We start from the raw sequence: 23,430 nt of genomic DNA, 5'->3' as shown, positions 1-23,430 counted from the left end.
TCCGAACCCGGCCGTTAAGTGCCACCGCGCCAATGGTACTGCGTCTCAAGACGTGGGAGAGTAGGTCACCGCCAAACCTAGTAAGCTCAAGGGAAAATAGATAAACGTATCTCTCTAAGACGATGCATGTCGGTGACGCCGGCAATACCCCCATCGAACTCCTCGACCAATTCAAGGCGTGGCCTGCTGCTCTCTCCGAGTGGTTGTATCCCGCCGATGCTGCCGCGTCCGTTGGCGCATGGCTGGACAATCGGCGCAAATTGGCCCATCCGTGGGATGATTGACGGGCAGCGGTTCAGAGGAATTCCCCCATGGCAGACGGCACATTCGCAGCGTTGCTGTTCATACTCGGTATGACCGACATGAGCATGAACCATTGCGGGACGGTGGATGGCTGCCTCGGGTCCAGTCAGACGACTCCCCGTTTTGCGATTTCCGGAGGTCAGGTGCTCGAACGCAGGGCGGATGCCGCGCCGGAGGTGTATCTGCGCTATGATCTGGGACAGAAACGCGGCCCGTTCGGCACCGCGGCAGGTCTGTCAGTGGGCGAAAAAGGCGAAGCCTGGGTGGGGTTTGGCGCGACCTATACGATCCCTTTCGGTCAAACAGGGGCCTATGCCGAATTGCACGCGATGCCGGGCCTCTATTTCGACAATGGCGGCTTTGATCTTGGCGGCACCGTTGCGTTCCGCTCGGGCCTTGAGTTGGGCTATGAAACCGCGCGCGGATGGCGATGGGCGCTGAGCTACGATCACCGCTCAAACGCTGGGATTTACGATGAAAATCCAGGCGTTGAGACGGTTCAGATCAGGCTGTCCGTGCCGCTCAACTAGCGCAGCCGCATATCCGACGAGGCATCGAACAGGTACATGTGATCCGGATCGACTACGAGATCGACCTGATCCCCCACCGAAGACCGGTGATCGCCGCGTTCCTCGACGATGATCTTGCCGCCATCCGGCCCGATCAGGTGGACATAGGACACGCCGCCGAGGCTCTCCGTCAGGTCGACCCGGTGGCTTGATCCCGGCCGGAGCGACAGGTGCTCGGGGCGCAGACCGATCAGCACCTCTTGCCCGTCCTGTGCGGACCCGGTCTTGGGCACCGACTGGGCCAGGCCGTTTGACACGACGTCACCGCCTTTCACCGTGCCGCGAATGAAATTCATGGATGGAGATCCGATGAACCCGGCGACGAACCGGTTGTCGGGATCTCGGTAAAGGTCCATCGGGGCGCCCACCTGTTCAATGCGACCGGCGCGCAGCACGACGATCTTGTCGGCGAGCGTCATCGCCTCGACCTGATCATGGGTCACGTAGATCATCGTAGCCCCGATTTCCTTGTGCAGACGGGCGATCTCGACCCGCATTTCGACCCGTAGTTCCGCGTCGAGGTTCGACAGCGGTTCGTCGAAGAGGAACACTTCCGGCCCGCGCACGATGGCGCGGCCGATGGCGACGCGCTGGCGCTGGCCGCCGGACAGGGCCTTGGGTTTGCGCTTGAGGTAGTCGTCCAGCTTGAGGATGCGGCTTGCCTCGGCCACCTTGGTCTTGATCTCGGAGGCGGGGTGGCCCGTCATCTTGAGGCCGAACCCCATGTTTTCCTCGACCGTCATGTGCGGATAAAGCGCGTAGGTTTGAAACACCATCGACACACCCCGATCCGAGGGATCGAGCCGCGTCACATCGCGCGATCCGATGCGGATCGTGCCTTCGGTGGTTTCCTCAAGCCCGGCGACCATCCGCAGAAGCGTGGACTTGCCACAGCCGGATGGCCCGACGAAGACGCAGAATTCGCCATCGTCAACGGTCAGATCGATCCCGTGGATGACCTGCGTGTTGCCATAGCGTTTGATGACAGAGTCAAGCGTCACTCCGGACATGGGACATCTCTCCGTTCTTGTGAGGTGTGGGCTGCGGCGCAGACCGTGGGAAGAGCCAGCTTTCCGCGTCGCGGGCAATCGCTGCGGCAGCCTGTTTCAACCGGGGGCCAAGCCCGCGCAGGGTGTCGAGATCGGTGCGCCGGGTGGTTCCGGTCACGGACAGGGCCCCAAGCGGGCGGGACTGGGAATTGAGGATCGGCACGGCAATGCAGACGATTCCGATCTCGTGTTCCTCGCGGTCGAAACTCAGGCCTTCAGCGCGGATCTCGGCCAGTTCGGCCTGCAGGCTTGCGGGCGATCCATGGGTTGCCGATGTGAACTGGTGCCAGCTTTGCTGGGCGAGGGCGATCTGCAATTCCGGCTCTGGCAGGAAGGCCAGCATGGCCTTGCCGACACCGGTGCAATAGGCGGGACCGACCTTGCCCGCCTGGCTGAACATCTCGACCGGATCGCGCGCGTTGCGTTTGTCGACATAAAGCACCTGCGCATGATCCAGCTGCGCGAGGTGAATGGTCTCTCCGGTCTCGGCGCTGAGCGCGTCGATATGGGCGCGCGCGACCGGGGCCAGCGAGGATTGCGCCCAGGCCGCATGGGCCAGCCGCACAAGCCGCAAGCCCGGCGCATAGGTCTGACGGTCGGGATCGTATTGCAGCATGCCCTGGTTGGTGAGGGTCTGCACAAACCGGTAAAGCGTCGCCTTCGGCATGTCGGACTCGGTCAGCAATTCGCCAAAGCGAACCGGGCGTCCAAAAGACGCGATCTGGTCCAGCACGGATAGGGCTTTGCCCACGGTGCCGTCATTGCGTTCGGCCGATGCCATGTCGCGAGATCCTCCCTTCACCGCAGGTCGCGCCCTGACGGCTGTTGACAAGCATAGGCGAGTCGCTGTTATGATTTCAATATGCAAAACAAGGTTTCAAATAATGAAACCAATCTTGCACCAGAATTGGGAGCATAAGGGAGGACACCATGCGTTCCACATTGAAAGCGTCGGCACTGGCGCTGACGGCTGCACTTGCAGCCTCAACGGCATTTGCAGGAAGCCATTCTCTGAGCGGCGATCTGAAGATTTTCCTCGACACATCGAACCCGGCACCGCGCGCGACGATGGAAGCGATGATTGCGCGTTTCCAGGAACAGCATCCGGGACTCAACATCGAAACCACGGTGATCGACCGCGAGGCGTACAAGACCCAGATCCGCAACTTCCTGACCGCAGACGCACCGGACGTGGCGACATGGTACGCGGCCAACCGCATGCGCCCCTATGTTGAAGCCGGTCTTTTCGAGGATGTCTCCGACCTCTGGGCGGAACCCGCGATTGCCGAAAACCTCGCGTCCACCAAAGGCGCGATGACCATCGACGGCAAGCAGTGGGGCGTGCCCTATACCTACTACCAGTGGGGCATCTACTACCGCAAAGACCTTTATGATCAGTTTGGTCTGAGCGAACCCACAAATTTCGACGAGATGAAATCCAACTGCCAGACGCTGCTCGACAATGGTGTGAAGTGCTACACCATCGGCACCAAGTTCCTCTGGACCGCTGGCGGCTGGTTCGATTACCTGAACTTGCGCACGCATGGCTATGATTTCCATATGGAAATGGCCGCTGGCGAAGTGGCGTGGACCGACGACCGCGTGCGTCAGACCTTCGCCAACTGGCGCGAGCTGATCGACATGGGGGCTTACGTCGACAACCACCAGAACTACTCCTGGCAGGAAGCGCTGCCCTTCATGGTCAACGGGGATGCCGCCGCCTACCTCATGGGCAACTTCGCGGTGGCGCCGCTGCGCGAAGCAGGTCTGACCGACGATCAGATCGACTTCTACCAGTTCCCGGCGATCACCGAAGGTGTGGCCATGGCCGAAGACGCGCCGACCGACACGTTCCACATCCCGGCCAATGCCAACAACAAGGAAGCCGCACGGGAATTCCTGCGCTTCGTGGTGTCGGCAGAGGAACAGACCGTCATCAACAACGGTCAGAACCTTGGCCAGCTTCCGGTGAACGCATCCGCATCGATCGACGACGACAAGTTCCTCGAGCAGGGCTTTGCGATGCTGTCCTCGAACAGCCCGGGCGGCGTGGCGCAGTTCTTTGACCGCGACTTCCCGGCCGAGATGGCAGCCGAAGCGATGCAGGGCTTCCAGGAATTCATGGTTTTCCCGGACAACCTTGACGACATTCTGGCCCGCCTCGAGCAGGTGCGCCAGCGCGTCTACAAGTAAACCAATCGCGTGGGGGCCGGGAATTCCCGGCCCGTCACGGCCCATCCGCAAGCCGCGCCCCGGCTTCCGCATGGCCCGTGTGGAGGAGACCCGACCATGACCATCGCAACCCTGCCGGACACGGACCCGCCGAAACGCGGCTGGTACAAGCGCAACGAGATCGCGGTCACGCCGTGGCTCTTCCTTGCGCCCGCCATCCTGTTCTTCGCGGTCTATGTCATCATCCCGATCTTTCAGAGCTTTTCGATCTCGCTCTATGACTGGGACGGGCTGGGGCAGGCAGAATATATCGGCCTCGCCAACTATCAGGAGTTGATGAACGACCGTGCCTTCGAGGTGTCGCTCTGGAACAACGTCAAATGGCTGGTCATGTATCTGCTGGCGATCCCGGCGGGCCTTTTCATCGCGCTGTTCCTGAACCAGACGGTCACCGGCATCCGTATCTACAAGTCTCTGTTTTTCTTTCCCTTTGTCCTCAGCCAGGTCGTTGTCGGTCTTGTCTTCGCGTGGTTCTATCTGCCGAATGAAGGGCTGTTGTCGAACATGCTGGCGCTGGTCGGCCTTGGACCGGTGAACGTGCTGGGCGATCCGACCTGGGCGACCTACGGCATCATCCTCGCGGGCCTCTGGCCACAGACGGCCTATTGCATGATCCTCTACCTCACCGGCCTCAACGCGGTAGACCCTGAACAGGTCGAGGCGGCTCGTCTGGATGGGGCCAAGGGCTGGAAGATGCTTTGGTACGTGATCATCCCGCAGCTGAAGCCCGCCACCTTTATCGCCTTCGTCGTGACGATCATCGGCGCTTTGCGGTCCTTTGACCTCATCTCGATCATGACCAATGGCGGCCCGTTCGGCCAGACCCGTGTGCTGTCCTTCTACATGTTCGAAAAGGCGCTGTCGGAATACGGCTTCCGCATGGGCTATGGCGCAGCCATCGCCGTGGTGCTGTTCCTCATCATGCTGGTCTTCATCGCCTATTTCCTCTGGTCGATGTACCGCGAAGAGCAGGGGGGCCGGTAAGATGCCTGTCACCCGTGATCAGATCGACGCGCTCTGCAGCACGTTTCCCGGTGCAACGCTGGCCCATCCGCCCGAGTTGGTCAGTTGGAAGGTTGGCGGCAAGATGTTCGCCTGCTTCGGCGGCGATGGCGAGATGAACGGCATCTCGGTCAAGACCGACAGCATAGACACGGCGGCCCTGCTGATCGACACAACAAGCGCGGTGAAGGCTCCCTATTTCCACGCAAGCTGGGTACGTCTGCAGTTTGACGCAACCGATTTGGACGAGGCGACCCACCGTCTTGGTGTGTTCTACGATCTGGTGCGCAAGAGTCTGAAGAAAGCCGTCCGCGACGCCCTTCCGCCAAGAGAGGTCCGCTGAGATGTTCCCGCGTCCGATCCAACAGGCCAGCGCGCCCGCGCAGACCGCCTACAAGACGATGCTGCCCATCGCGCTCATCCTGTGGCTTCTGCCGCTGATCGCGGTGGCGGTGTTTTCGATCAAGCCTGCATCCGATTTCACCCAGGGCAATTACTGGGGGATGCCCGGGTCGTTCGAGCTCTTCAACAACTACGGGCAGGTCTTCTTCAACTCCGACATGCCGCGCTACATGCTGAACTCGGTGTTGATCACCATCCCGACGGTCATTGGCGCGGTGGCCTTGTCGGCGATGGCGGGGTTTGCGCTGGGGGTCTACAAGTTCCGGTCGAACATCTGGGTCTTCTTCATGTTCGTCGCGGGCAATTTCGTGCCGTTCCAGATCCTCATGGTGCCGGTGCGCGACCTGACGCTGGACCTTGGCCTCTACAACACCAAGACGGGCCTCGTGCTCTTCCACATCGCGTTCCAGACCGGGTTCTGCACGCTCTTCATGCGCAACTTCATCCGCGCGCTGCCATTTCCGCTGATCGAAGCGGCGCGGGTGGAAGGCGTGGCCGAGTGGCGGATCTTCTGGTACGTGGTCTTGCCCCTGATGAAGCCCGCGTTGGCGGCGCTGGCGGTGCTGATCTTCACCTTCATCTGGAACGATTATTTCTGGGCCATCGTTTTGACTCAGGGGCCCGACGCACAGCCCGTCACCGCTGGGATCACCAGCTTTAACGCACAATACCGCGCCGCCTATCACCTGATGAGCGCGGGCAGCATCGTCGCGGCCTTGCCGCCGGTGCTGATGTTCTTCCTCATGCAGAAACACTTTATCGCGGGCCTGACATTGGGCGCGGTGAAATAAGGACCAAGGACCATGACACGCATCGCCTTTATCGGCGCAGGCTCGACGATCTTCATGAAGAACATCGTGGGCGACGTTCTCCACTTCCCGGCGCTGGAAGGGGCCACCTTCGCGCTGATGGACATCAATGAGCAACGTTTGGAGGAATCCGCGCTGGTGGCGCGCAAGCTGATCACGGCTTCGGGGCGGTCCGCGCAGGTCGAGACCACGACGGACCAGCGCCGTGCATTGGCCGGGGCGGATTTCGTCGTGACCGCCTTCCAGATCGGCGGCTATGAGCCATCGACCGTGATCGACTTCGACATCCCCAAACAGTACGGGCTGCGCCAGACCATCGGTGATACTTTGGGTGTCGGTGGCATCATGCGCGGGTTGCGCACCGTGCCGCATCTCTGGCGCGTGGCGGCGGATATGGCAGAGCTGTGCCCGAACGCGACCCTGCTGCAATATGTCAACCCGATGGCGATCAACACCTGGGCGATTGCCGAACGCTATCCGCAAGTGAAGCAGGTCGGGTTGTGCCATTCCGTGCAGAACACGGTCGAGGAACTGGCGCATGATCTCGACTTGCCGAAGGACGAGATCCGCTACCGTGTGGCGGGCGTGAACCATGTGGCGTTCTTTCTGGACCTGACGCACAAGGGCAAATCGCTCTATCCGGCACTCCGCGACGGCTATCGCGCGGTCCGCCTGCCCAAACCGCCGCTGCTGATGCCGCGCTGCGCCAACAAGGTGCGCTACGAGGTGATGGACCATCTCGGCTATTTCTGCACCGAAAGCTCTGAACACTTGGCCGAATACGTGCCGTGGTTCATCAAGTCAGGCCGCGAGGATCTGATCGACGCCTTCAGCGTGCCGCTTGACGAGTATCCCAAGCGCTGTGTTGAACAGATGGCCGACTGGGCCGATCAGGCGAGAGCCTACCGCACGACGGATCAGATCGACTTCGAAAAGAGCCACGAATTCGCGGCTGAAATCATGAACGCGATGGTCACCAACAAGCCTTACACGATCTACGGCAACCTGCCGAACCGGGGTCAGGCACCGCAACTGCCCATGGGCGCGGCGGTCGAGGTGCCCTGCATGGTCGACGCCAATGGCATCCAGCCTTCGGTGGTCGATGATATCCCGCCGCAGCTTGTGGCGCTGATGCGCACGCAGATCAACGTGCAGGAACTTGTGGTCCGCGCGCTGGTGGACGAAGACATCGAACATGTCTACCACGCCGCCATGATGGATCCGCACACCGCCGCCGAACTGGATCTGCGCCAGATCCGCAGCCTTGTGACCGATCTCTTGGCGGCGCATGGCGACATGCTTCCCGAATTCGCACGACTGAAGAAAGCCGCTTGAATGACCTCTTACGCGACATTCCACGACCTCAAGAACGCTTCGGTCTTCATCACCGGCGGCGGCTCCGGCATCGGGGCGGCGCTGACAGACGGGTTTCTGGGGCAGGGGGCCAAGGTGGCCTTTGTCGGGCGTTCAGACGCGTCCGGTTTCGTGGCCGAGATGACGGCCAAGCATGGCACAGCACCGCTCTTCATCCCGTGTGACATCACCGACACCGCCGCCTTGCAGGCCGCCATCTCGCAGGCGGCCGAGGCGCATGGCCCGATCACCGTACTGGTGAACAACGCCGCCAATGATAAACGGCATGCTGCGCTCGACATAGATCAGCCGTTCTGGGACTGGTCCACCGCCATCAATCTCGACGCCTATTTCTTCGCCTGTCAGGCTGTGATCCCCGGCATGCAAAAAGCCGGAGGTGGCGCGATCGTCAATTTCAGCTCCATCAGCTACATGATGGGGAACGCTGGGTACGTGGCCTACACCACATCGAACGCAGGGATAACCGGCATGACGCGCAGCCTCGCGCGGGAATTTGGGCCGGATAACATCCGCGCCAATGCGCTTGCGCCCGGATGGGTGCTGACCGAAAAGCAGAAAGAACTCTGGGCAGATCCGGCGTCGCTCGCGGCCCATCTCGACAGGCAGTGCCTCAAGGAACACTTGGTCGAACAGGACGTGGTCGATGCAACGCTGTTCCTGGCGTCAAAGACCAGCCGCATGATGACCGGCCAGACGCTGGCCGTGGATGGCGGCGTGGTTACGGTGGCAGCATGACGGATTGGCTGGCCGTCGACTGGGGCACCTCCCAACTGCGTGTCTGGGCGATGACGCAGGGCGGCACGGTGCAGACCCGGCGAAGCAATGACGCCGGGATGGGGACGCTCTCGCGCGACGGGTTCGAGCCTGCGCTGCTCGATCTGGCCGGAGACCTGCTCGGTGCCGGCAAAACGCGTGTGATCGTCTGCGGCATGGCCGGATCGCGTCAGGGCTGGGCCGAGGCGAAATACGTGGCCACCCCCTGCAGCCCGCCCGGGATCGACCGGGCGACCCATGTGCCGACCAGCGATCCGTGCCTCTCGGTCCACATCCTGCCCGGCGTCAAGCAGACCAGCCCGGCCGACGTGATGCGTGGCGAGGAAACGCAGATCGCAGGGTTTCTTGCGCTCAACCCGAAATTCGATGGCGTGATCTGTCTACCGGGCACCCACACCAAATGGGTGCATATCAGCGCGGGCGAGATTGTCAGCTTCCGCACCTTCATGACCGGCGAGATGTTCGCGCTCCTGTCACAGCAGTCCGTCCTGCGCCACACGGCGTCCGGCGAAGGCTGGGACGCCACCACCTTTGCCGATGCGGTCTCCACCGCCATGTCCAACACATCCGACCTTGCTGCGCGACTTTTTTCCATCCGTGCCGAAGGTTTGCTGAACGATCTTCATGCTGATCAGGCCCGCGCGCGCCTGTCCGGTCTGCTGATAGGTGCCGAACTTGCCGCCGCCAGACCCTATTGGCTGGGCCAGCATGTGGCGCTTATTGGCGATGACAAACTCTGCAAGGCCTATGCCGATGCTCTGGGCGCTCAGGGGCTGCTGGTTGAACGCACTGACGCCGAACGCATGACCTTGGAAGGGTTGAAAGCGGCCTATGCGGCGCTTCGGGAGACCACGCAATGAACCGCAAGATCATCGCCATTCTGCGCGGAATTACTCCGGATGAGGCCGTGCCGATCACTGAAGCGCTGGTCGAGGCGGGGATTACTTCCATCGAAGTACCACTCAATTCACCCGACCCGTTCACGTCGATCAAGCAAATGGTCGACGCGTTCGGCGAAACCGCCCTGATTGGCGCAGGCACGGTGCTGAACCCGGACGACGTGCAGCGCCTGCACCAGATTGGCGCGGGCATGGTTGTCTCACCCGACTGCAACCCGCGCGTCATCTTCGCGACGAAACAGGCGGGCATGAAAAGCTATCCCGGCGTGATGACGCCCACCGAATGCTTCTCCGCGCTGCGCAACGGGGCGGATGGGTTGAAGCTTTTTCCCGGCTCTCTGATCGGGCCGGAGGGGTTGAAGGCGATCAAGGCGGTTCTGCCGCCCGGCACTGAAACCTACGCCGTGGGCGGTGCTGGCCCGTCGAACTTCGCCGACTGGCGTGCGGCGGGTGTGGACGGGTTCGGCATCGGCTCCGCGCTCTACAAACCCGGCGCATCTGTTGCCGAGATTAAAATCCGCGCGGCAGAGATTGTCGCGGCTTATGACGCGGTGATGTCCTGATGGCCTCGATATTCAGCAATACGGTCTGCGCCCTTGGTGAAGGCCCGCTCTGGCACCCGCAGGAGCAGGTCCTCTACTGGTTCGACATCATCGGCAAACGGCTCTACCGCAGCGACGGCACCGATGAACAAACCTGGGACTTCGACGAACATGTCTCTGCCGCCGGTTGGGTGGCCACCGGCGTTCTGCTCATTGCCAGCGAAACGTCGCTGTCGGTCTTCGAGACCGAGACCGGCGAAAGCACCTTCATCCACCCCCTCGAATCCGACAACCCGATCACCCGGTCCAACGATGGCCGCGCCGACCCATGGGGCGGGTTCTGGATCGGGACGATGGGCAAGAACGCCGAACCGGGGGCGGGGGCGATCTACCGCTACTATGATGGCACGCTGACCAAGCTGTTCGACAGGATCACCATCTCCAACGCCATATGCTTTGCGCCGGATCGCAGCCACGCGTTCTACACCGACACGCGCAAGCGCAAGATCCTGAAGGTGGCGCTGGACGACGACGGCTACCCGGACGGCAAACCGACGCTGTTCACCGATCTGACCGCGGCCGAGCTGAACCCCGATGGCGCGGTTGTCGATGCCGAGGGCAACCTCTGGGTCGCGCAATGGGGTGCGTCGCGTGTGGCCTGCTACGGTCCAGATGGCGCGTTGATCCGTGCCATTGCCGTGCCCGGTGTGCAGGCCAGTTGCCCGGCCTTTGGCGGTCCGGATCTGAGCACGCTCTACGTCACGACCGCCGCAGAAGGTCTTGATCCTGCGGGCGAAAGTGATGGCAAGACCTTCGCCATCCCATCAGGCACCAGAGGCCAGAAAGAACACCAAGTCATCCTATGAAACGCACGCTTGGCACCTGCTATTACCCCGAACACTGGCCGTGCGCGATCTGGGAGGAAGACGCCGCCCGCATGGCAGCCCTTGGCCTCACCTGGGTCCGCATCGGCGAATTCGCTTGGTCCCGGATCGAACCCGCACAGGGGGATTTCCGATGGGACTGGCTGGATCAGGCCATCGAAGTTCTGGGCGCGGCGGGCCTCAAGATCGTGCTGGGCACGCCAACGGCTACACCGCCGCGCTGGGTCTGTGACAAACATCCCGATATGTTCGCCGTCGATGCGCAGGGTCGTCCGCGCGGGTTTGGCTCGCGCCGCCACTACTGCTTCAGCCATGAGGGCTATCTTGACGAATGTCGCCGCATGGTCACCGAAGTGGCCAGGCGCTATGGCCGCAACCCGCATGTCGCCGCGTGGCAGACCGACAACGAATACGGCTGTCACGACACGATCCTCTCCTACTCCAACGCCGCCCGTCAGGCGTTCCCGGGCTGGCTGCGCGCACGCTACCCGGGGCAGGGCAATGATGGCGACATTGACGCGCTCAATGCTGCGTGGGGCAATGTGTTCTGGTCGATGGAGTATGACGATTTCGACCAGATCGACCTGCCGAACCTGACCGTGACAGAACCCAACCCCGCCCATGTGCAGGCGTTCCGGCGGTTCTCGTCCGATCAGGTGGTGCGCTTCAATCGCGTGCAAGTGGACATCATCCGCAAATACTCCGACGCGCCGATTTCGCACAATTACATGGGGCGGATCACCGATTTCGACCATTTCGCAGTGGGCGAAGACCTCGAAATCGCGACCTGGGACAGCTACCCGCTGGGCTTCCTCGAAGACCGCGTCGGCGCATCGCTTGAAAACCAGCGCCATTACGCGCGCCAAGGTGATCCCGACTTTCAGGCCTTCCACCACGACCTCTATCGCGCCGTCGGCAAAGGCCGATGGTGGGTCATGGAACAACAACCCGGCCCGGTGAACTGGGCACCCTACAACCCGGCGCCATTGCCCGGCATGGTCCGCCTCTGGACGTGGGAGGCGTTTGCCCACGGGGCCGAAGCGGTGTGTTACTTCCGTTGGCGTCAGGCGCCTTTTGCGCAGGAGCAGTTGCACGCGGGCCTCTTGCGCCCCGACAGCGTGATCGCGCCCGGCTATGTCGAGGCGGAGCAGGTGGCTCAGGAACTGGCCGACGCGCCGGATGTGTCGATCACCCAGGCCCCCGTCGCGCTGATCTTCGACTACGACGCTGCTTGGGCGTGGGAGGTGCAGCCGCAGGGGCAGGGCATGGACTATTTCGGTCTGGTCTTCGACCTCTACCGCGCGTTCCGGCGCGCGGGTGTGACCGTCGACATCCTGCCGCCGACCAAGCGTGACTTCACCGGGTATCGTGTGGTGGCCGCGCCCGGAATGATGACCATGCCGGATGACCTGAAGACGGCGCTTTCAGACAGTGAGGCCGAGGTTCTGATCGGCCCGCGTTCCGCCGCACGGGATGGCGACTTTACCATCCCCGTACCGCTGCCGCCCGCATGGCCGGGGCTGGACGTGACCGTGACACGACTGGAAACCCTGCGCCCCGACATGCCGATCCCTGTGGCCGAGGGCGGGGCGGTAAAGAATTGGTTCGAGCATCTCGAAGGTGGGGCGGAAACCGTCTTCGCGACCGACAGCGGCATACCGGTCACCATGCGTTCTGGCACGACCACCTATTGCGGTGGCTGGGGGGATGACGCGTTTTTTGACCGTTTGGTAAAAGATCTCTGCGGCCGGGCCGAGGTGGACACCATCGCCCTGCCGATGGGCGTGCGCCTGCGCGACACCGGGGCCGAGCAGTTCTGGTTCAATCACAACCCGCACGACGTTGAAATCGCGGGGAAAATCCTTCGTCCAGCCGGTGTGATCCGCGAGCTGAAGGCTTAACCCATCAGCTCCATCAGATGCGCTGCCGATCCGGTCAGGGCGGCGTAATCGTCATCGACCAGATGCACCGGGAACTGTTCCATGAACTCTGAAAACCGGCCCTTGTCGTAGAACGCCTCGCGGAAGCCCAACCGTTCCAGGTGCGGCGCGAAATGGCGGGCCACGCCGCCGATCAGGTAGATGCCGCCAAAGGGCAGGTGCACCAGCGCCAGATTGCCCGCAGCACGTCCCATCATCCGGATGAACATGCGCGCGGCCTCTTCCGCGATCTTGTTCGACCCATCATTGACCGCCTGCATGATCCCACCCGCGTCGAGCGGCGCATCCACGCCCGCCTCGTCACAGAGCCATTCGTAGACTCGTTCGAACCCGCGCCCCGAAAGCACATCCTCAAATCCTGGTGTCCCATGCTTCTTCGCGATCCAGTCGAGCAGCCGCAGCTCATCGCTGTTCTGCGCGGGCAGGGACACGTGACCGGCCTCGGACGGAGGAACCAGAGTGCGTTCGTCCAGACGATACACCGCCGCGGCGTTCATGCCCGTGCCGACGCCGATCACCAGCCGCGCGGCGTGATCGCCCGCCTTGTGACCCGGCAGAATGGTCTGCAAGACATCCGGCGTCAGGTGATCGAGCGCATGCCCCTGCGCCTGCAAGTCGTTCAGGACCGCGACGGTTTTCGCCCCCGTCGCCTCGGCCACCGATGCGCGGTCAACGGTCCAGCTCAGGTTCGTCAACTCGCCCACACCATCGCGCACCGGACCGGCCATCGCCACGCAGGCGGCATCCGGCACCACCGTCTGATCCGCCATATAGGCCCGCAGCACCGACAGGAGGTCGGGATGTTCGGCATTCCGGAAGCGCTTGATGGTTTCGGTCCGCACCGTGCCGCCATCGGTCAGGGCAACACGGGTGTTGGTGCCGCCCAGATCGGCGACCAATGCGGTCAGGGTCGTGGTCTTGGTCATGTCAGGTCCCGGTCAACGCGGATTTGAGCGCGTGATAGGAGGATTTGGGCGTGCGGTCCAGTGTGTCGAAATCCACATGCACCAGCCCAAAGCGTTTCTCGTATCCCAGCGACCATTCGTAATTGTCCATCAGCGACCAGATGAAATAGCCCTTCACCGGCGCGCCATCCGCCATCGCGCGCCGCACGGCGGCGATGTGCTGGTTGAGATAGTCGATGCGGTGCGGGTCATCGACCATGCCGTCTTCGATCACGTCGGGTGCTGCCATCCCGTTTTCAGTCACGTAGAGCGGCAGATCGCCGGTGTATTGCTGCGCGGTGCGGGTCAGGAACTTGTAGAGGCCCTCGGGATAAATCTCCCACTCCATGAAGGTCTTGGGCAGGGGGCCTTCGACCTCGTGATGGCTGGGCCACGCACCGTCATTTGGCGCGATGATCTTGCGGGTGTAGTAATTGATCCCGCACCAGTCGAGCGGGGCCTGGATGATGTCGAAATCATCCTGCCAGCCCGTGGGCATATGCGGCTCCAACCGCTCCATGACGTTCGCGGGGTACTGGCCTTTGAACACGCCCGACATGAAGAAATGGTTGTAATAGCCGTCATACAGCGCCGCCGCCGTTTGCGCGGCGTCGCTGTCGTCGACAGGTGTTGCCCATTCCATGTTGAAGACACCGCCCAGATTGCCCAAGCCCAGCCCGCGCATCACCTGAATGGCGGTGCCATGCGCCTTGAGAACATGGTGCATCGCATGGGCCGTCGCGCGGATGTCGCGCAGACCGGGGGCATGATGGCCCAGGAAATGCGACAGCCAGCCGACGCACCACGGTTCGTTGATCGGCGCGACCGAGAACATGCGGTCGCCGATCCGGCCCATGATGACCTCGGCGAAATCGCCGAACCACTTGGGCAGGTCCGGATTGCGCCAGCCGCCCAGATCGGCCAGCGCCACGGGCAGTTCCCAGTGATAGAGCGTGGCGCAGGGTTTCAGGCCGCGTTCGAGCATCGCGTCCGTCAGCCGGTCGTAGAAATCCAGACCTTCGGGATTGGGCGCACCGCGCCCCTCGGGCATGACCCGCGCCCAGCTTGTGGAAAAGCGGTAGGCATCGAGGTCCGCCGCTTTGACCAGATCGAGATCCGCTTCGTACCGGTGGTAGTGATCGCAGGCCCGGTCGCCGTTTTCGGCGCGCACCACGTTGCCGGGGGTGGCTGCGAAGGTGTCCCAATGGGTTTTGCCCGCGCCGCCAAAGGCATGGCCTTCGATCTGGTAGCTGGAGGTGGCGGTGCCAAAAAGGAAATCGTCAGGAAAATCCTGCCGCGTGAAGTTCAGCATGGGGTGTCCTTCAGGTTGCGGCGGGTCCGGTGGACCGGCCGATGATCAGGTCCGCCTCGAGCAGGCGGGTCTTGGGCGCGTTCTTGGGCAGGGCGATGAGCGAGAGCAACATGTCCGCCGCCTCGGCCCCGGCATAGCGCACCGACGACCGCAGGGCAGTGAAGATCGGCACGTCATCCCCGTTCTCGAGATAGCTGAGCGCGTCGTCATGGGTGATGATCGACACATCGCGGGCCAGCACCAGTCCCGCGTCCTGAACGGCGCGGCGCACGCCGATGGCGGTGATGATCGAGGAGCAGACAAAGGCGGTCGGTTTGACCGACCGCGCCAGCATTTCCCGGGCGGCGCGGTAGCCATAAACCTCGGTCATTTCCTCGCTGCGCATCAGGCTTGCGTCGATGGTGATCCCGTGTTTCTGCAGCGCGCTTTCATAGCCTTTGCGTCTGCGGAAGGCGAAGTCCATATGTTCAAGACCGTTCAGCAGCGCGATGCGGCGGTGACCCAGTTCGATCAGGAATTGCGTGCCACGCTCGAACGCGCCGCGATTGTTCACGTCGATCCACGAGTAGGGCAGGTTCACATCCGTCGATCGCCCATGCACCACGAAGGGCAGACCGATCCGGGACAGAAGTGCGATGCGTTCGTCATTGATCACCGGGCCATGAACGATGATCCCGTCAACCGTGCCACGGGCGCGGATGTCCTCGTAGGCGCGGGCCTCGTCGCGGTCCGGCACCAGCTTGAGCATCATGTCATACCCGGCCCGCGCATAGCTTTCGCCGGCTCCGGCGATGAAGTCACCGAAGACGGGGTTCACCATCTCGTGCTGGTTGGAGACGGGAATGACATGCCCGATGGCCAAGGCACGACCTGTCGCCAGTCCTTTTGCGCGCAGATTGGGACGGTAGTTCAAATCCTGCGCGGCCTTCAGAACACGGCTGCGCGTGCTTTCGCTGACTTCGGGGTAGCCGTTCAGCGCGCGACTCACAGTGGTCTGAGACAGATTGAGGTGTTCCGAAAGTTGCTTGAGATTCACCGATTTTACCAAAGCGCTTTGAGTTTCACCGTCAAATTAGACACAAAACCCAAGGCGAGGAAAGCCCCTTTACGCGCGCAAAATTTCTGCAAAGCAGCATAAAACAACAATAATTCGCACGGAACTGCGGATTGACACACGCTAACAAATCGGGGAGTTTTGACCATCCAAAGCGCTTTGGAGTGATTCCGGGGCGGGGGATGAGTTAAGCGCCATGGCGCAACTTGGGAGGTACTTCATGAAAAAGACACTCACATCGAGTGTGGCCGTTGCCGCGCTGTGCTCCAGTGCCGCGTTCGCCGAAGATGTCACCGTGTTCGGCCCGTGGCTTGGCCCGGACCAGGAACTGGTCGAAGCGGTTCTGTCCGATTTTGCGGAAAAGTCCGGTCACAATGTCAGCTACGTTGGCTCCGACAGCTTCGAGCAGCAGATCGTCGTCGATGCCGAGGCAGGCTCCGCTCCGAACGTCGCCGTGTTTCCACAGCCGGGTCTGGCGTCCGACATGGCCGCGCGCGGGTTCCTGACACCGCTGCGTGACGGCACCGCCGACTGGGTTCGTGAAAACTATGCCGCCGGTCAGTCCTGGGTCGATCTGGGCACCTATTCTGGTCCCGATGGCAGCGAAGACCTCTATGGCTTCTTCTACAAGGTCGATGTGAAGTCGCTGGTCTGGTACTCGCCCGAGAACTTCGAGGATGCGGGCTACGAGATCCCCACGACGATGGAAGAGCTCAAGGCGCTGACCGATCAGATCGTCGCCGATGGCGAAACCCCCTGGTGCATCGGTCTGGGGTCCGGTGGTGCAACCGGCTGGCCGGCAACCGACTGGGTCGAGGACATGATGCTGCGCACGCAGCCGCCCGAAGTCTATGACCAGTGGGTGTCCAACGAGATCCCGTTCGACGATCCGCGCGTTGTGGCCGCGATCGAGGAATTCGGCGCCTTTGCGCGCAACGATGACTATGTCGCAGGTGGTGCCGGGGCCGTGGCCTCGACCGATTTCCGCGACAGCCCGAAGGGTCTCTTCGATGCGCCGCCGCAGTGCTACATGCACCGTCAGGCGTCCTTTATTCCGGCCTTCTTCCCGGAAGGCACCGAAGTGGGGCTCGATGCCGATTTCTTCTACTTCCCGGCCTATGAAGGCAAGGATCTGGGCGCCCCGGTTCTGGGGGCTGGCACGCTTTGGGCCATCACCAACGAGAACGAAGCCGCACATGACCTGATCGCCTATCTCCAGACGCCCGAGGCGCACGAGATCTGGATGGCGAATGGTGGCTTCCTGACACCGCACAAGGGCGTGGACCTGTCGAAATTCTCGACCGAGGCCGCGGCCAACATGAACCAGATCCTTCTGGACGCGACCACCTTCCGCTTTGACGCGTCGGACCTGATGCCGGGCGGCGTGGGTGCGGGCACCTTCTGGACCGGTATGGTGGACTACTCCGGCGGCAAGGACGCGGCCACCGTGGCCAGCGAGATCCAGTCGAGCTGGGACGCGCTGAAGTAAGCGCATCTTGCAAGAATGCAGGACTGCGCGGGGGATCGCGCAGTCCATACCGACAAAGCTGCAAAGCCAACAAGACCCGTTCAAGGGACCGCCAGTGGCACACACTGGATCATCACTCATGTTTGGGAGGGACAGATGAATCCCGCATTTCAAGGTCTGTTGACCATCGCCATCGGCGTCGGCGGTTGCCTGAGCTACTTCTACTTTTCGAACCAGTTTCTCGACAAGGTTCTGTTTCCTGCCAAGGGGCCGAACGCAGGCCGCAACATCAACCGTGCCAATCTGATCCGGCCGTGGCTGTTCCTTCTTCCGGCGATCCTCGCGCTGGGTCTTTACCTGGCCTACCCGGTGTTCGAGACCATCCGCCTGTCCCTGACCGAACGCGAGACGCTGCCGGACGGCACCACGATCTACAATTTCGTGGGCCTTGCCAATTACAGCCAGATGGCGTCCGAGCCGAAATTCTGGGAAGCGATGCGCAACAACATGCTCTGGCTCATCGTGGTTCCGGCACTGTCGACCGCCTTCGGCCTGCTGGCCGCGCAGCTCACCGACCGGATCGCCTGGGGCAATATCGCCAAGTCGCTGATCTTCATGCCGATGGCGATTTCCTTTGTCGGCGCTGCGGTGATCTGGAAGCTGGTCTACGACGCGCGCCCACCCGACACCGAACAGATCGGTGTGCTGAACGCGGTCTATGTCTGGATGACCGGCAATGATCCGCAGCAATGGCTGACCATCCCGTTCTGGAACAGTTTCCTGCTGATGATCGTGCTGATCTGGATTCAGACCGGATTTGCCATGGTGATCCTCTCTGCCGCTCTGCGCGGCATTCCCGAGGAAACCATCGAGGCGGCCATCGTGGATGGGGCCAACCCGTTCCAGATCTTCTTCAAGATCAAGATGCCCCAGATCGCGGGCACCATCGTGGTGGTCTGGACGACGATCACGCTGGTCGTGCTCAAGGTCTTCGACATCGTCTTTGCCATGACCAACGGCCAATGGGAGACGCAGGTTCTGGCCAATTACATGTTCGACAAATTGTTCCGCGCCAATGACTGGGGCGTGGGATCGGCCAGCGCCATCGTGATCATGCTGCTGGTGACGCCGATCCTGATCTGGAACGTGCGCAACGCGCGCAACGAAATGCGCTGAGGAGGGACGGTCATGGACAATATCGCAGGAACCAAATCCTCGCTCACCTGGGCGGTTCACATTTCGGTCGTGGCGCTCGTGGCGCTGTGGCTCTTCCCGACGGTGGGCCTGTTCGTGTCCTCGTTCCGGACAGCCGACCAGATCGCGACCTCCGGCTGGTGGAACGCGCTCTTCCCCACCGAACAAAGCCTCGTTCTGCGCACCGCCGCGCCGGATGCGCAGGTTCAGGAGGGCGCGGTCTTCGTCATCGAAGGCAATCTCTTTGCCGGCGAAGACCTGCCTGCCGAAATCGACATGTCGGCCTGGGGGACATCCTCGCGCGATGTGGCCGCCTATACGCCCGGTGACACCGCAGAACTACGCGACGGAGAGCGCATCACCGTCCAGGCGAATGGCGACTACCGTCTGGAAAGCCCGGTCGAAATGGAAGGTGGGCGCGGTCAGCGGATTTTCGTGACCGCCGAACTGCCGCCGGATTTCACGCTCGAGAACTACCAGCAGGTGCTTCTGTCCGGCAACGCGACAGACAGCATGGCCAAGGCGTTCTTCAATACGCTGACCGTCACGATCCCCGCCACAATCATTCCCATCGTGGTGGCCGCCTTTGCCGCCTATGCGCTGGCGTGGATGGATTTCGCGGGGCGGGCGCTCTTGATTGCCATCGTGGTCGGCCTGCTGGTCGTGCCGCTGCAATTGGCGCTGATCCCGCTTCTGAAGCTGCATCTGGGGATCGGCATCGGCAAAGGCTATCTCGGCACGTGGCTTGCCCATACGGGGTTCGGGTTGCCCCTCGCGATCTACCTCTTGCGCAACTACATGGTCGGTCTGCCACGGGACATCATCGAGAATGCCCGCGTGGATGGGGCGACCGAGTTCCAGATCTTCGTCAAGATCATCCTGCCGCTGTCGTTCCCGGCGCTCGCCAGCTTTGCGATCTTCCAGTTCCTCTGGACGTGGAACGACCTGCTGGTGGCCAAGGTGTTCCTCATCGACGCGACGGGCCAGACGACGGTGATGACCAACCAGATCGTGGAGCTTCTGGGCACACGCGGCGGCAATTGGGAAATCCTTGCCACAGCCGCCTTCGTATCCATCGCGGTGCCGCTTCTGGTGTTCTTCGCGATGCAGAAATACCTCGTGCGCGGCCTCTTGGCCGGATCGGTAAAATAACGCGTCCCGCCCACGTGGCGGGGCCAACTCTCACAGCGCATCTGCGGGTGCGGATGCAAGGAAAACAGGACGATGAACGTGGCAAACACTCTGGCCGCTGAAAACACAGCCGTGGACAATGACTGGTGGCGCGGTGCGGTGATCTACCAGATCTATCCGCGCAGCTTTCAGGACAGCAACGGCGATGGCATTGGCGATCTTCTGGGGATCGCGCACCGGCTGCCCTATGTGGCCTCATTGGGCGTGGACGCGATCTGGATCAGCCCGTTCTTCACCTCGCCGATGAAGGATTTCGGCTACGATGTCAGCGATTATTGCGACGTCGATCCGATGTTCGGAAACCTGGCCGATTTCGACGTGCTGGTGCAGACCGCGCACCGCCTGGGCATCCGCGTGATGATCGATCTCGTGCTGTCGCACACCTCGGACCAGCACCCTTGGTTTCAGCTCAGCCGGTCGAGCCGCGACAATGAGAAAGCCGATTGGTATGTCTGGTCCGACCCAAAGGACGATGGCACGCCGCCCAACAACTGGCTGTCGATCTTCGGCGGGTCGGCCTGGCAATGGGATGCGCGACGCGAGCAGTATTATCTGCACAACTTCCTGACCTCACAGCCCGACCTGAACTTCCACAACCCGGATGTGCAGCAGGCACTCCTGGATGTGACGCGGTTCTGGCTGGATCGCGGTGTCGATGGCTTCCGCCTCGATACGATCAACTTCTATTTCCACGACAAGGAATTGCGCAGCAACCCGGGCCTGCCCAAGGAAAAGCGCAACGCCAATATTGCGCCGTCGGTGAACCCGTATAACCATCAGGAGCACCTCTATTCCAAGAACCAGCCCGAGAACCTCGCCTTCCTCGAACGGTTCCGCGCGCTGCTGGATGAATACAACGGCACCACGTCCGTGGGCGAGGTGGGCGACGCGCAGCGTGGGCTCGAGATCATGGGCGAATACACCAAGGGCGAGAACCGTGTGCACATGTGCTACGCGTTCGAATTCCTGTCTGGCGTGGAACCGACCGCTGACCGCTTTGTCGACGTGCTGGGGCAGGTGGACGACGTCGCCTCGGACGGTTGGGCCTGCTGGGCGTTTTCGAACCACGACGTCACGCGCCATGCCTCGCGCTGGAACCTGTCGCCCGCAGCGCAGCGCCTCTTTGCGACGCTGATGATGTGCCTGCGCGGATCGGTCTGCATCTATCAGGGCGAAGAGCTGGGCCTGCCGGAGGCCGAGGTCGGCTTCGAGGATCTGCAGGACCCGTACGGCATCCAGTTCTGGCCGGAATACAAGGGCCGCGACGGCTGCCGCACGCCGATGGTCTGGGAGCCGTCGAACCAGAACGGAGGCTTCACATCGGGCCAGCCCTGGCTGCCGGTCAGCCACGAACACCTGAACCGCACCGTGGCGCATCAGGAAGACGACCCGGCGGCGATCCTGCATCACTACCGCCGCGCCATCGCCTTCCGTCACGCGCAACCCGCGCTCGCCAAGGGCGACCATGACGGCGTGAAAAGCACCGGCACCATTGTGCATTTCACGCGCAGCCACGAGGGCTCGACGATCTTCTGTGCCTTCAACCTCAGCGACCAGCCGGCCACGATGGCCATGCCGCAGGGCAACTGGGCGCAGATCGGTCTGGAACTGGGGAGCGCCGGACCGCAGGCGGATGGCAAATTGCATCTTGGGCCGTGGCAACCGTGCCTCGCGCTGAAAATGAATTCCTGAAAAGACAGGGTTAGGGAGGGACAGTCATGGCCAATTTGAAGCTGACGGATGTCGAAAAGACCTATGCGGGCGCGGTCAACGTGCTCAACAACATCAACCTCGACATCAAGCAGGGAGAGCTGATCGTCTTTGTCGGCCCTTCCGGCTGTGGCAAGTCCACGCTTCTGCGGATGATCGCGGGGCTGGAAAAGATCACCGGCGGCACGCTGGAAATTGACGGGCAGGTAGTCAACGACATGCCCCCCGCCATGCGCGGCATCGCCATGGTGTTCCAGTCCTACGCGCTCTATCCCCACATGACGGTGCGCGAGAACATGAGCTTCGCGCTCAAGATCGCCAAGAAACCGCAATCCGAGATCGACGCGGCGGTGAACCGCGCGGCCAAGATGCTGCAGCTTGATCCCTATCTCGACCGTCTGCCCAAGGCGCTGTCCGGTGGTCAGCGCCAGCGGGTCGCGATTGGCCGGTCGATTGTCCGCGACCCCAAGGTCTATCTGTTCGATGAACCGCTCTCGAACCTCGATGCGGCGCTGCGCGTCGCCACCCGGATCGAAATTGCGCAACTCAAGGAGCAGATGCCCGAAAGCACGATGATCTATGTGACCCACGATCAGGTCGAAGCGATGACACTTGCCTCCCGCATTGTCGTTCTGGCCAACAAGGGGATCGCGCAGGTCGGGGCGCCGCTGGAGCTGTATGAACGACCCAACAGCGAATTCGTGGCGCAGTTCATCGGCTCACCGTCGATGAACCTGCTTCCGGGCGAAATTGTCGGCACAGGTGCAAAGACCACGATCAAGATGGCCGGCGGTGGCACCGCAGTCTCGGACTATCCAACCACCGATGCCGATATGGGCCTCAAGGTCAATGTCGGGGTGCGGCCCGAGGATTTCCTTGAAACCGATGGCGATTACATCTTCGAAGGCAAGGTGAACATCACCGAAGCGCTCGGCGAGGTGACGCTGCTCTATTTCGACAAGCAGGGCGACGCCGATCCGGTGATCGGCAAACTTCCCGGTATTCATGCGGATCTGCGTGGCAAATCCGTTCGCTTGGGCGCCTCACCGGACAAGGTGCATGTGTTCCACAACGGGGTGTCGCTGCTTTATCGCTGACACCGACTTGTCCGTCACCATCAAAAACCGGGCCCGTGAGATGCGGGCCCGGTTTCATCGTTCCGGAGTGGTATGGGGGAAACGGCTCAGGCTGCCTTGGCCTTCTTTTTCTTGGCCTTGCCTTTTGCGTCTGACTTTTTCTTGGCCGCCTTCTTTTTCTTGGACTTGGCGGCTTTGTCAGCCACAGCGGCCTTCTTTTTCTTTTTGGTCTTTTTCGCCTTCTTCTTTTTTTCGTCTTTTTTCGAGTCCGATGCCGCCGTGTCGGACTCCTTGGCGTCCTTTTTCTTTTTCGCCTTGGGCTTGTCATTGGCTTTCGTCTTCGCCTTGCCCTTCTTCGCCTTTGGCGCGTGTTCGGCTGTGGTGTCAGGCTCTTCCACGGTAGGCATCGCCGCTGTCGGAAGCACCACAACCACATCCGCCACATCGGCGGGGGCTTCGGCCTCGACCGGATCTGTCGTGATGTCCGCTTCAGGCGCGGTGTCTGCAGGGACTGTCGCACCCATTTCGGCAATGGCTTGCTTCCACGCGGCGACGCGTGTTCCCGTTACGCCGGGAATGGATGTCAAAACGGCCGGGTCCGCCGCTTGCAAGGCGGCGCAATCGACGATACCGGCCGCTTCGAGCCGTTTTGCCAGCGCCGGTCCAATGCCGTGAATGTCGGTCAGTGAGTTCATGATCATG

22 protein-coding genes are annotated in these 23,430 nt (G+C 61.9%); 16 read left to right on the top strand and 6 right to left on the bottom strand.

The window, feature by feature from the left end; genetic code table 11:
* The first annotated feature begins 311 nt into the window (after window positions 1-311).
* Window positions 312-833: an acyloxyacyl hydrolase gene (locus tag MRY75_RS21035; protein ID WP_292309938.1), complete on the top strand. Its 522-nt coding sequence runs from the start codon at window positions 312-314 to the stop codon at window positions 831-833.
* Here MRY75_RS21035 and ugpC (MRY75_RS21030) read toward each other — a convergent pair.
* Together ugpC (MRY75_RS21030) and MRY75_RS21025 are read right to left on the bottom strand one after the other, a co-directional pair.
* Window positions 830-1,882: a sn-glycerol-3-phosphate ABC transporter ATP-binding protein UgpC gene (gene ugpC / locus MRY75_RS21030; RefSeq protein WP_292309937.1), complete on the bottom strand. Its 1,053-nt coding sequence runs from the start codon at window positions 1,880-1,882 to the stop codon at window positions 830-832. The two genes, MRY75_RS21035 and ugpC (MRY75_RS21030), sit on opposite strands and share 4 nt — an antisense overlap.
* Window positions 1,863-2,702 carry an IclR family transcriptional regulator gene (locus tag MRY75_RS21025; protein ID WP_292309936.1) on the bottom strand — a complete coding sequence of 280 codons (840 nt, stop codon included), beginning with the start codon at window positions 2,700-2,702 and terminating at the stop codon, window positions 1,863-1,865. The genes ugpC (MRY75_RS21030) and MRY75_RS21025 overlap by 20 nt, the downstream gene beginning before the upstream one ends.
* 149 nt (window positions 2,703-2,851) lie before the next feature.
* Here MRY75_RS21025 and MRY75_RS21020 point away from each other — a divergent pair, with 149 nt between their 5' ends.
* The 10 genes from MRY75_RS21020 (at window position 2,852) to MRY75_RS20975 (ending at window position 12,740) form a co-directional block, all read left to right on the top strand.
* Window positions 2,852-4,114 (top strand): ABC transporter substrate-binding protein, encoded by a 1,263-nt coding sequence (locus MRY75_RS21020; RefSeq protein WP_292309935.1) that lies wholly within the window; start codon window positions 2,852-2,854, stop codon window positions 4,112-4,114.
* A 96-nt stretch (window positions 4,115-4,210) separates the two neighbouring features.
* Entirely contained in the window at window positions 4,211-5,137 is a 927-nt protein-coding gene (locus MRY75_RS21015) for a carbohydrate ABC transporter permease (RefSeq protein WP_292309934.1), read from the top strand.
* Between the two features lies 1 nt (window position 5,138).
* Complete coding sequence (locus MRY75_RS21010) at window positions 5,139-5,498, top strand: MmcQ/YjbR family DNA-binding protein (RefSeq protein WP_292309933.1); 360 nt, start codon at window positions 5,139-5,141, stop codon at window positions 5,496-5,498.
* Between the two features lies 1 nt (window position 5,499).
* Entirely contained in the window at window positions 5,500-6,348 is an 849-nt protein-coding gene (locus MRY75_RS21005) for a carbohydrate ABC transporter permease (protein WP_292309932.1), read from the top strand.
* A 12-nt stretch (window positions 6,349-6,360) separates the two neighbouring features.
* Window positions 6,361-7,701, top strand: coding sequence for an alpha-glucosidase/alpha-galactosidase (locus MRY75_RS21000; protein WP_292309931.1), 1,341 nt, complete (start codon window positions 6,361-6,363; stop codon window positions 7,699-7,701).
* A complete protein-coding gene (locus MRY75_RS20995; protein ID WP_292309930.1) occupies window positions 7,702-8,475 on the top strand; it encodes an SDR family oxidoreductase in 774 nt (257 codons plus the stop codon).
* A complete protein-coding gene (locus MRY75_RS20990; RefSeq protein WP_292309929.1) occupies window positions 8,472-9,374 on the top strand; it encodes a 2-dehydro-3-deoxygalactonokinase in 903 nt (300 codons plus the stop codon). The genes MRY75_RS20995 and MRY75_RS20990 overlap by 4 nt, the downstream gene beginning before the upstream one ends.
* On the top strand, window positions 9,371-9,976 hold the full coding sequence (locus MRY75_RS20985) for a 2-dehydro-3-deoxy-6-phosphogalactonate aldolase (RefSeq protein ID WP_292309928.1): 606 nt from the start codon (window positions 9,371-9,373) through the stop codon (window positions 9,974-9,976). Before MRY75_RS20990 ends, MRY75_RS20985 begins: the two co-directional genes overlap by 4 nt.
* The gene (locus MRY75_RS20980; RefSeq protein WP_292309927.1) at window positions 9,976-10,821 is read left to right on the top strand and encodes an SMP-30/gluconolactonase/LRE family protein; all 846 of its coding nucleotides are present in this window, start codon (window positions 9,976-9,978) and stop codon (window positions 10,819-10,821) included. The genes MRY75_RS20985 and MRY75_RS20980 overlap by 1 nt, the downstream gene beginning before the upstream one ends.
* Window positions 10,818-12,740: a beta-galactosidase gene (locus tag MRY75_RS20975; RefSeq protein ID WP_292309926.1), complete on the top strand. Its 1,923-nt coding sequence runs from the start codon at window positions 10,818-10,820 to the stop codon at window positions 12,738-12,740. Before MRY75_RS20980 ends, MRY75_RS20975 begins: the two co-directional genes overlap by 4 nt.
* Here the strand turns inward: MRY75_RS20975 and MRY75_RS20970 are convergent.
* The 3 genes from MRY75_RS20970 to MRY75_RS20960 are packed head-to-tail and all read right to left on the bottom strand — an operon-like array spanning window position 12,737 to window position 16,071.
* Window positions 12,737-13,705, bottom strand: a complete 969-nt coding sequence (locus MRY75_RS20970) for a glucokinase (protein ID WP_292309925.1) — start codon at window positions 13,703-13,705, stop codon at window positions 12,737-12,739. The two genes, MRY75_RS20975 and MRY75_RS20970, sit on opposite strands and share 4 nt — an antisense overlap.
* Before the next feature lies 1 nt (window position 13,706).
* On the bottom strand, window positions 13,707-15,035 hold the full coding sequence (locus tag MRY75_RS20965; protein WP_292309924.1) for a GH1 family beta-glucosidase: 1,329 nt from the start codon (window positions 15,033-15,035) through the stop codon (window positions 13,707-13,709).
* Window positions 15,036-15,045: 10 nt separating this feature from the next.
* Entirely contained in the window at window positions 15,046-16,071 is a 1,026-nt protein-coding gene (locus MRY75_RS20960) for a substrate-binding domain-containing protein (protein WP_292309923.1), read from the bottom strand.
* Window positions 16,072-16,309: 238 nt separating this feature from the next.
* Here MRY75_RS20960 and MRY75_RS20955 point away from each other — a divergent pair, with 238 nt between their 5' ends.
* From MRY75_RS20955 to ugpC (MRY75_RS20935), 5 genes are all read left to right on the top strand, one after another.
* On the top strand, window positions 16,310-17,578 hold the full coding sequence (locus MRY75_RS20955) for an ABC transporter substrate-binding protein (RefSeq protein WP_292309922.1): 1,269 nt from the start codon (window positions 16,310-16,312) through the stop codon (window positions 17,576-17,578).
* A 135-nt stretch (window positions 17,579-17,713) separates the two neighbouring features.
* The gene (locus MRY75_RS20950) at window positions 17,714-18,733 is read left to right on the top strand and encodes a carbohydrate ABC transporter permease (RefSeq protein ID WP_292309921.1); all 1,020 of its coding nucleotides are present in this window, start codon (window positions 17,714-17,716) and stop codon (window positions 18,731-18,733) included.
* 12 nt (window positions 18,734-18,745) lie between these two features.
* Complete coding sequence (locus tag MRY75_RS20945) at window positions 18,746-19,903, top strand: carbohydrate ABC transporter permease (protein ID WP_292309920.1); 1,158 nt, start codon at window positions 18,746-18,748, stop codon at window positions 19,901-19,903.
* A 78-nt stretch (window positions 19,904-19,981) separates the two neighbouring features.
* The gene (locus MRY75_RS20940; protein WP_292309919.1) at window positions 19,982-21,634 is read left to right on the top strand and encodes an alpha-amylase family glycosyl hydrolase; all 1,653 of its coding nucleotides are present in this window, start codon (window positions 19,982-19,984) and stop codon (window positions 21,632-21,634) included.
* 26 nt (window positions 21,635-21,660) lie between these two features.
* The gene (gene ugpC, locus MRY75_RS20935) at window positions 21,661-22,749 is read left to right on the top strand and encodes a sn-glycerol-3-phosphate ABC transporter ATP-binding protein UgpC (RefSeq protein ID WP_292309918.1); all 1,089 of its coding nucleotides are present in this window, start codon (window positions 21,661-21,663) and stop codon (window positions 22,747-22,749) included.
* A gap of 86 nt (window positions 22,750-22,835) precedes the next feature.
* On the opposite strand, the gene MRY75_RS20930 is transcribed toward ugpC (MRY75_RS20935), so the two are convergent.
* On the bottom strand, window positions 22,836-23,423 hold the full coding sequence (locus tag MRY75_RS20930; protein WP_292309942.1) for a helix-hairpin-helix domain-containing protein: 588 nt from the start codon (window positions 23,421-23,423) through the stop codon (window positions 22,836-22,838).
* Between the last annotated feature and the right edge of the window lie 7 nt (window positions 23,424-23,430).

It is taken from the genome of Marivita sp. (assembly GCF_022763305.1).
Classification (GTDB): Bacteria; Pseudomonadota; Alphaproteobacteria; order Rhodobacterales; family Rhodobacteraceae; genus Marivita.
The sequence above is the reverse complement of the archived record's forward strand: the minus strand, read 5'-3'. Positions and strand labels throughout refer to the sequence as shown.